This window comes from Rhodohalobacter sp. (assembly GCF_041686455.1).
Classification (GTDB): Bacteria; Bacteroidota; Rhodothermia; order Balneolales; family Balneolaceae; genus Rhodohalobacter.
This window is the reverse complement of sequence record NZ_JAWLDW010000111.1, coordinates 1-8949: the sequence shown is the minus strand read 5'-3', so window position 1 is coordinate 8949 and position 8949 is coordinate 1. Positions and strand designations below refer to the sequence as shown.

General features: G+C 42.1%; 12 protein-coding genes. 5 read left to right on the top strand and 7 right to left on the bottom strand.

Annotation, left to right across the window (positions count from 1 at the left end):
• The 7 genes from ACESM0_RS11260 to ACESM0_RS11230 all read right to left on the bottom strand — a co-directional run.
• Positions 1 to 173, bottom strand: a 173-nt coding sequence (locus tag ACESM0_RS11260) for a nucleoside monophosphate kinase (protein ID WP_372906308.1), incomplete at its 3' end; no start/stop codon positions are given.
• 129 nt (positions 174 to 302) lie between these two features.
• Entirely contained in the window at positions 303 to 671 is a 369-nt protein-coding gene (rplS, locus tag ACESM0_RS11255; RefSeq protein ID WP_372906307.1) for a 50S ribosomal protein L19, read from the bottom strand.
• Positions 672 to 695: 24 nt separating this feature from the next.
• Positions 696 to 1391, bottom strand: coding sequence for a tRNA (guanosine(37)-N1)-methyltransferase TrmD (trmD, locus tag ACESM0_RS11250; protein ID WP_372906306.1), 696 nt, complete (start codon positions 1389 to 1391; stop codon positions 696 to 698).
• Positions 1391 to 1936, bottom strand: coding sequence for a ribosome maturation factor RimM (rimM, locus tag ACESM0_RS11245; RefSeq protein WP_372906305.1), 546 nt, complete (start codon positions 1934 to 1936; stop codon positions 1391 to 1393). The genes trmD and rimM overlap by 1 nt, the downstream gene beginning before the upstream one ends.
• Before the next feature lie 15 nt (positions 1937 to 1951).
• Positions 1952 to 2953, bottom strand: a complete 1002-nt coding sequence (gene rpsP, locus ACESM0_RS11240) for a 30S ribosomal protein S16 (protein WP_372906304.1) — start codon at positions 2951 to 2953, stop codon at positions 1952 to 1954.
• Between the two features lie 47 nt (positions 2954 to 3000).
• On the bottom strand, positions 3001 to 4344 hold the full coding sequence (ffh, locus tag ACESM0_RS11235; RefSeq protein ID WP_372906303.1) for a signal recognition particle protein: 1344 nt from the start codon (positions 4342 to 4344) through the stop codon (positions 3001 to 3003).
• Positions 4345 to 4547: 203 nt separating this feature from the next.
• Positions 4548 to 5351: a hypothetical protein gene (locus ACESM0_RS11230; RefSeq protein ID WP_372906302.1), complete on the bottom strand. Its 804-nt coding sequence runs from the start codon at positions 5349 to 5351 to the stop codon at positions 4548 to 4550.
• A 99-nt stretch (positions 5352 to 5450) separates the two neighbouring features.
• Here ACESM0_RS11230 and ACESM0_RS11225 point away from each other — a divergent pair, with 99 nt between their 5' ends.
• The 5 genes from ACESM0_RS11225 to ACESM0_RS11205 form a co-directional block, all read left to right on the top strand.
• Positions 5451 to 5684 carry a hypothetical protein gene (locus ACESM0_RS11225; RefSeq protein ID WP_372906301.1) on the top strand — a complete coding sequence of 78 codons (234 nt, stop codon included), beginning with the start codon at positions 5451 to 5453 and terminating at the stop codon, positions 5682 to 5684.
• Between the two features lie 164 nt (positions 5685 to 5848).
• Complete coding sequence (locus tag ACESM0_RS11220) at positions 5849 to 6721, top strand: hypothetical protein (RefSeq protein WP_372906300.1); 873 nt, start codon at positions 5849 to 5851, stop codon at positions 6719 to 6721.
• Positions 6722 to 6875: 154 nt separating this feature from the next.
• A complete protein-coding gene (locus tag ACESM0_RS11215; RefSeq protein WP_372906299.1) occupies positions 6876 to 7244 on the top strand; it encodes a DUF4398 domain-containing protein in 369 nt (122 codons plus the stop codon).
• 18 nt (positions 7245 to 7262) lie between these two features.
• A complete protein-coding gene (locus ACESM0_RS11210) occupies positions 7263 to 8129 on the top strand; it encodes an OmpA family protein (RefSeq protein ID WP_372906298.1) in 867 nt (288 codons plus the stop codon).
• Between the two features lie 203 nt (positions 8130 to 8332).
• Positions 8333 to 8949, top strand: a 617-nt coding sequence (locus ACESM0_RS11205; protein WP_372906297.1) for an enoyl-ACP reductase, incomplete at its 3' end; no start/stop codon positions are given.

Genomic DNA, 8949 nt, shown 5'->3' with positions numbered 1-8949 from the left:
AGTTCGCCGGCATCCAGGATTGATTTAACCTTTTTACCTAATGGAGTTTCATTTTTAATATTTTCTCTGAAAATATTTCCTGTAGAGAGGTGAGGAATCTCAAAATGGGTTTTTATTTTTTTTGCCTGAGTACCTTTACCGGCTCCCGGAGGACCGAAAATAATAATATTCATAATACCCTATTGTGTTTATAGTTAGCTCAAAGTCTCTCTGAACAGATCAGGAAGAGCTGATTAGTAATGACGTCTTAGATGTCAAAAAAAAAGGCGATACATTAATGCATCGCCTTTTTAAGATAAGAACTACTTCTTTTTATTAGTAGCGTTTGTTGAATCTTTTTCACGGATTCTTGCTGCTTTACCTCTTCGATCACGAAGGTAGAAAAGTTTAGAACGACGGACGCGTCCTTTTTTCTTAATCTCAATTTTTGCTATAAATGGTGAGTAAAGAGGGAAAATTCTTTCTACGCCCACGCTGCCCGACATTTTACGCACGGTAAACGTTTTATTGGCACCACTTCCGCGTTCGTTAATAACAACGCCTTGGTACTGCTGAATTCGCTCTTTATCCCCTTCACGAACAAGATAGTGAACGTTTACGGTATCTCCGGCTGTAAATTCCGGTAGATCGTCGCGTACAACGGTCTGTTCTACAAGTTTCAATTTATCCATGATATTGTCCTCGTTACTGGGCTTTTAGTTTTTCTTATTAAATTTTTTGTATAAATCGGGTCGTCTCTGTTTGGTTCGTTCAATCGCCATATCGGACCGCCATTCAGCAATTTTCTTATGATCACCGGATCGTAATACGACCGGAACTTCCATGCCTTCAAACTCAGCCGGCCTGGTATAGACCGGAGGCTCCAAAAGATCATCCTGAAATGAATCTGTCAGCGCACTTTCGGCATCACCAAGTACTCCGGGTAGAAGTCGAATAACGGCATCAGTCATAACCAAGGCCGGAAGTTCTCCGCCTGAAAGTACGAAATCACCAATAGAAAATTCACCGGTAATGAGTTCGTCGCGAACCCGCTGATCGACTCCTTTATAGTGGCCGCAAAGAATGATAATGTTTTTTCTAAGTGACAGTTTATTTGCATCCTTCTGTTCAAACTTCTTCCCGTCAGCAGCTGTAAAGAGTACATCATCATATGTTCTTTCACTTTGCAGTTTACGTATACAGGAAAAAATTGGCTGTGCTGTCATCACCATTCCTGCTCCGCCTCCATATGGGGCATCATCAATTTTGTGATGTTTATCCTCAGAATATTCTCGCAGATCGTGTGTGTGAACTTCAACCAGATTATTTTCTCTGGCCCGCCCTACGATACTGTGATCGAGAGGGCTGCGAAGCAGTTCAGGAACACCTGATATGATGTCAATTCTAAGCATTAACCTTCTTCTGTTAATTGATGGAGGTTTTTGCAGTAAATTGAACCATGCTCGTGATCAACCCGATCAATATACTCATCTACCATTGGAATAAGGAGCGAACCGGATTGATACTTTATTTCAAGAATAGGGTGAGCCGGATTTTCAAAAGTATCCAGCACTTCTCCCACTTTCTGATTTTCTGAATAAACGTGGTAGCCAATCATATCAACTGAGTTAGCTTCCTGTTTATCGGTGAGGTTTTCAAGCTCTTCGTTTACTACAAAAAGAGCTTTGTCCATAGCCTTATCGGCATCATCCCGGTTAGCGATTAAATCAAATTTTACAAAGAACGTACGTTGATTTCTTTTCTTTTCAACCCGGTAAGATTCAATTCTTACGGGGATTAGATCAGATCTTTTATTTCTCATATAGTAGAGATTGATCTGATCAAAAAGTCCATCAACAAAATTTTCATTTGGCTGAAAACGAATGTTGCCATCCAATCCTCTTGGCCTGCCAAAACGGCCAATTTCGATAAACCGGTTATTCACTAAGTTACTCATAACCGGTTTAGCTAATTACTCTTCCTGCTTGCTTTCCCATGCACGTTGTACCGTAACACGGTCTTCGTCTTCAGGAACAAACCCTTTCAGATCGTCAATCGGAGTATTTTTAATATGATCAATTGCTTCGGTAGCATTCATATCTGTTGAAACCTGTGAAGGAGCTTCTTCTTTTTCTTCAGCTTTCTTCTCCTCTTTAGGAGCAGCTTCTTTTTTCTCCTCAGCTTCAGCCGGCTCTTCTTTAGATTCTTCCTTAGAAGCTTCCTCTTTAGCTTCAGCTTTTTCCTCTTCTTCAGAGTCGTCAGCTTTTGCTTCTTCTTTAGCGGGAGCTTCTTCGGTTTCCTCTGCTTTAGCTTCTTTCTTCTCTTCAGCAGGAGCTTCTTCAGATTCTTCTGCTTTAACTTCTTCTTTTTCGTCAGCTTCAGCTTTTGCAGATTCGTCAGCGGCAGTTTCCTGCTCTTCTTCTTTTACTTCATCAGCAGTCTCTTCTGTAGCTTTGGCCGACTCTTCTTCAGCGGCTTCTTTCGCTTCAGCCTCAGCTTCTGCTTTGGCAGCCTCTTCCTGAGCTTTCTTTCTTTCGAGCTCTTTAGCGGCGGCGGCAGCTTTCTCTTCAAGCTGTTTTTTGTACTCTTTCTCTTCAGCTTTCAGAATTTGCTGTTGCTTAGCTTTTCGGCTAACATCGTCATCTTTACTTTTCTCTTCGCGAGCTTGTCTCCACTCTTCAAGTGCAGCTTCAATCTCTTCGTCACTTTTACCCCATCGTATCAGGTGCATTTTATAGAGGATTCCCTCTTTTTTGAAAATGCTGCGAACGGTGTCGCTGGGCTGAGCACCGATTTTTAACCAGTGCATTACTCGTTCTTCATCATAAGTGAGTTCTTTACTTTCACTCACGTTATCAAAACGGCCAAGTTGTTCAATAATTCGGCCATCACGAGGAGAACGGCTGTCAGCTACCACGATGTGGTAAAAAGGTCGTTTCTTCCTTCCTTTTCGTTGTAAGCGTATTTTAATCAATGATGTACTCCTTTAAGGTTTTGTTTAGTATATATTCTTATTGATGTTTACCGGCGTCCAAAAGGGAGGTTTTTCAACCCTTCCATTGCGCGGCCTACTTTATTCATTTTGCTCATCGTCTTCATCATCTTCTTCATCTGCTCAAACTGTTTCATCAATTCATTGATTTCACGAACAGACGTGCCGGATCCTTTTGCAATTCTACGACGACGGGCTCCATTTAATAGTGAAGGATCATGACGCTCTTCCGGTGTCATGGAATTGATAATGGCTTCAATAGGCTTAAACGAATCTTCGTCCAAATCCTGATCCTTCATAGCTTTGTCGGCACCGGGAATCATTCCAACCAGATCGGTCAGATTTCCCATCTTTTTGATCTTCTGGATCTGATCATAAAAGTCGACCAGATCGAATTTATCAGAAGTGATCTTTTTCTGCAGTTTCTGGGCTTGCTCTTCGTCATACTCCTGTTGAGCTTTCTCAACCAGGGAAACCACATCACCCATACCCAAAATACGCTGTGCCAAACGATCGGGATAAAACGGGGAGAGAGCATCCAGTTTTTCGCCGGTACTCATAAATTTGATAGGTTTTTCAACAACAGAACGGATTGAAAGGGCAGCACCCCCTCGGGTATCGCCATCCATCTTTGTTAATACTACGCCATCAAAATTGATTGTTTCGTTAAACGCTTTGGCTGTGTTGACCGCATCCTGTCCGGTCATGGCGTCAACGACAAAAAGAATTTCATCAGGATTTACCGCCTTCTTGATTTCAGCAACCTCGTCCATCATCTTTTCATCCACATGCAGGCGGCCGGCCGTATCAATAATTACGGTATCGAGTGCGAGGCTCTTGGCCATCGATACGGCTTCTTTGGCTACTCGTACCGGATCTTTCTGGTTGATGGAATAAACCGGTACATCAATTTCTGAGGCCAGTGTTTTAAGCTGATCAATCGCTGCGGGACGATAGACATCGGCGGCAGCTAAAATTGGATTCCTGTTATTATCTTTTTTTAGATATCGAGCTAGCTTAGCTACAAATGTGGTTTTACCGGATCCTTGGAGACCAGCAATTAAGATAACGGTAGGAGGTGTGTTGGCAACAGCAAGGTCAGCTCGCTCTTCGCCGAGCATCTTCACCATCTCATCATAAACAATTTTGGTGAACTGCTGGCCGGGATTCACAGCGGTAAGAACATCGGATCCCATAACCCGTTCCTTTACATCTTCTGTAAATTTACGGGCAACTTCCAGGTTTACATCTGCATCAAGCAGGGCACGACGAATCTCGCGTACGGTCTCAGCGATGTTTACATCGGTGATCTTCGACTGCCCCTTCAAGGACTGTACGGCTGATTCTATTTTAGAAGACAAATCTTCAAACATTACACAGGCACGTTTAATTAGAATATCAATAAAAGCATCGATTGATGCAGAGTCTCAAATGATAAGGACATTCCCCTGAATTATCAACACAGAATCTGTGAATATTTCTGTTTCTGAATAAAAAGTGTGGAAATACTGAGGACAAAAGGATATGATTGGGTTTAAAACCCGTTTAAAAAGGCTTAAAAGAGGTGATTTCTCTTTTATCTTTCTTTTATACTCTCCACGTTTACGAAGCCATTTCGGGTCATGGTGTCCAGTATCAACGAAGTTGTCCACGATGTTTCCACATCAGCCGGTTGTAATTCAACATTGTTCAGACTTCGAGCCGTTAATGTAATTTTTATGTTCAATTTTGTATTGCTTGTTCCGGTATTATCTACACAAAAATAGGAGCGGTTTGTTGAATTGTCGTTTCTGCAAGCTTCAAAAATTTGATCAAACGAAAGTTCGGTAATGATCTCATTTTCCAAATTATTCAGTTTGTGTAGTTCAGATGTTTGGTACAGCTTATCTTGTGAATCGAATATATTTACAGCCATTTCGTATTCACCGGTTTGTTCTCCAGTTATAGATGTGCGTAAAGTGAATTCTTCCGTTGAAATATTAAGGAATTCAATTTTCTCAATTTCCATGAGTTTAGACAGCACTCTATGCTGCTCTTGAAGTTCTTTTCTTGTTTGATCTGCCCTGAATTCTCCGATCCAGACAAATGTAACTGTCAAAATGAATACCAAGAGAAGAAAGATGAGTGAATTTTTTGAAAGTTTATGAAGAGCCGGTTTAGTACGTGCCTTATATCCTATAGCTATAAAAAAAACTCCGGCAGCGCTCAGCATCAGTCCAAGGAAAACAATCGGTATATACCAGAAAATGAGAGAAGAGTCGGCCTGTCCCAGGGATTGAACTACGGTATATATGTAGAACCCTACAAGTAAAAGCCCGCCGGTTACAAGTAAAACACCGGCAATTATAGTTAGAACGGGAATGAAACGATTTTGTGCCATTAATATAGATAAGTAATAATCTAACTCTGATCCATAAAAATCACATAGTACCAATTAAGTACATGTGGCATATATCTTTACTTATGAATTTACGGGCTGATGCTTTGCTTTGGACAAATTACCAGACTTGCAGCTGCTGTTCAGATATCCATTTTAGCGGGCGCAGTATTTTATGTTCATGCAAGATATATATATCTGGGGACGGCTGCTTCTGAATTGGAATATAGCGTCTTGGTACTGGTGCTTCTCACTGAATTCTTTATATACGGAGGAGGTAAATGGTGTATGGATGGATATATAATTAGAAGAAATGCAAACAGACAAGCCGGATGAACTGCTAATTTTTGAGTCCTGTATCAAGTATTGTCCTTCTTGGTTTCTGTTTAATCAAAACTAAAGTTATAATTATGTACCATATAGTGGTATGTGCATGATTTCTGTTTCGCGAACATATGCATCCGGTTTAACTTAATCTGAATAAAAGGAATGTTCTCGTTATGAAAAAAATGATACAAATAGGAGTTTGTCTATTTTTCTTTGTTTTAGCTTGCGGAGCACCTGCACAGAGCCAGGACCAGGAAAAAGAGTGGTATCGCGTTGAAACGAATGAAGGCAATGTCTTTTTCGGCTACCTGATTTCCGAGGATGATCTGTCTGTGGTACTCAGTGTTGAGTCTGTAGGTGAAATAACTATTCTGAGAGAGAATATTCGAAGTATGAATCGAATAGATCCTGATCAAATAAAAAATGGACCTCACTGGTACGATAACCCTCAGGCTACGCGATACTTTTTTGCACCCAATGCACTCGGTCTTCAAAAAGGGAAGGGGTACTATCAAAATACTTGGATCTTCTTTAACAATGTGAATTATGGCATTTCTGACAACTTTTCTTTGGGAGGAGGAATTGTTCCGCTGTTTCTATTTGGTGCCAACACAACGCCAGTCTGGATTTTGCCTAAGGTTACTATTCCCGTTTCAAGTGATCGGTTTCATCTCGGGGCCGGTGCCATGTTTGGCGGATTGGTAGGAGAGGAGTCTGAAACGCTGGGTCTTTTTTACGGTGTGGGAACACTGGGAAACCGGAACAACAATATGACTGTTGGGATCGGTTACGGATATGCCGGTAGTGAAGTATCACGAACGCCTTTAATTAACATCAGCGGTATGGTACGTGTCAATCGAAGACTATTTTTGCTGACAGAGAACTATTTTATTCCCGAAGCGGAAGCAGGTGGAATTCTATCTGCCGGTTTACGCTGGACTACAGAGCAGTTTGCGGCCGACTTTGGACTTTTCCGCCCCACCGATGGAGGAGGCGATTTAATTGCTGTTCCCTGGCTTGGCGTTACCATACCTTTTGGCAGGTAAATGGTTGATTTTGTACCAATCTGAATAAATAATTCTAGTTTAAAATAAGTTAAGTAACGATCCTGTTTCTTTCAGATGAGGGGAACATCTTGAGTTGAGTGGCTTACAAGCCTTCACACATCAACTACTCGACACAATATAATGGATCAGGTTTATGAAAGTTTTAAAAACGGCACTACCCCTCTTGCTTTTTTTCACAGGAGCATGTGCTTCAATGAATCCACCCACACAGCAGCTTACCGAAACTGAAACGATGATTCGTCAGGCAGATCAAATAGGAGCCGGAGATTACGCGCCACTTGAAATACGTCAGGCCAGACAAAAATTGGAACAAGCTCGTGTTGCATACAACAATGAAGATTATGAAGAAGCGGCAAGGCTGGCTGAGCAGGCAAAAGTGGATGCCGAACTGGCACAGATTAAAACGCTTTCAGGCAAGACTCAGCTTGCTGTACGAGAACTCAGAGAGAGTATCAGACTGCTCGAAGAAGAGCTAAGTAATCGAGATGATGAAAATAAATAGCGAGAAAATATGAAGATAATGCGACGACTATTAACTATTCCAGGACTATTTTTATTGCTAACGGCCTGTAGCGGACCGCTTGCCATGACTCCAATGCTTGAAGAGGCAGAATCCGACTTCGAAACGGTATCACAAGACTCATCTGTTGTGGTTTATGCACCGGTAGCTCTTGTTGAAGCTGAAGAAGAACTGGAGCGCAGCCGCACACTCTGGGAGGCTAAGGCCGACCGAACATTGATTGATCATCATGCATACCTGGCCAAGCAAAAAACAGCGATTGCAAGAGAAACGGCAAATCTGAATAAAGCCCAGGTTGAAATTGAGGGAGCTGAACCTGAACGGCAGCGGGTGCTTATTGATATTAGAAGAGATCAGGCTCAACGTGCTGAAATGCGCGCAGAGCAAGCCCTTGAAGAAGCTCGAAGTGAACGAGCAGAAGCTGAACGAGCAAGGGAAAGAGCTGAAGAACTTGCTGCAAGAGTTAATGAACTGGAAGCCCAGCAAACTGAACGGGGGCTTGTACTCACACTGGGTGATGTACTGTTTGATTTTGACCGAGCAGAACTTCAGGCCGGCGGACAGCGAGCCGTTGCCGAACTTGCCCGCTTTCTGGATGAGTATCCCGAACGAAATGTAATGATTGAGGGATTCACCGACATTGTCGGTTCGGAAGAGTATAATCAAAACCTCTCCTTGAGAAGAGCAAATTCGGTACAGCGCGCATTGATTAATCGGGGGATTTCATCTAACAGGATTGGAACTGTCGGTTATGGAGTACGCTATCCGGTAGCAACCAATCAAACAGAATCGGGACGCCAACAAAATCGCAGGGTGGAAGTCATTATTTCGGATCAATCCGGTTCTATACCCGAAAGAAGAAACTAATTTATATCATCTCTTTATAGAATGTACGCCGTCTCATTTCTGTGAAAGTTGAGGGCACTTCACTTTGTCATATTATCAAAATGAAGAAACCCACAATCAGTGAGGTTTCAAGATTGCATCTCTTTTTATATTTCGATGTGAGGGGCGAAGTAGTTATTTTCATCAAAATAACAGCAATCAACCTATAAATTAGTAGAACAGATATGTCTCAGGAAAAAGGATATGGATTATTAAAAGGTAAAAAGGGGATTATTTTCGGTGCTTTGGATGAGAGAAGTATTGCCTGGAGAATTGCCCTGGCCTGTAAGCGTGAAGGAGCTGATTTTGTATTGAGTAATGCCCCTGTTGCTCTCCGTTTGGGAACATTAGATGCGTTAAGCGAAGAGACCAACGCTAAGATTATTCCATGTGATGTGAGCAGTGAAGAGGACGTTGAAAAATTGATGAAAGAGACGAAAAAAGAGCTGGGCGGTGTAGATTTCATTCTTCACGCGATTGGCATGTCTCCAAATGTTCGAAAGAAGACAGAGTATAGAGACTTGAACTATCAGTGGCTGAATCAAACATTGGATATTTCAGCAATTTCACTTCATAAAGTTCTCAACTATGCAGAAAAAACAGATGTAATTAATGACGGCGCCAGCGTAATTGCACTGTCCTATATTGGGGCTCAAAGAATTTTCTCGAAGTATTCCGATATGAATGACGCTAAAGCACTGCTCGAAAGCATCGCGCGTAATTATGGAAGCCGACTGGCCGATCGAGGCATCCGTGTGAATACAGTCTCGCAGGCTCCGACAAAAACGTCTGCCGGTTCCGG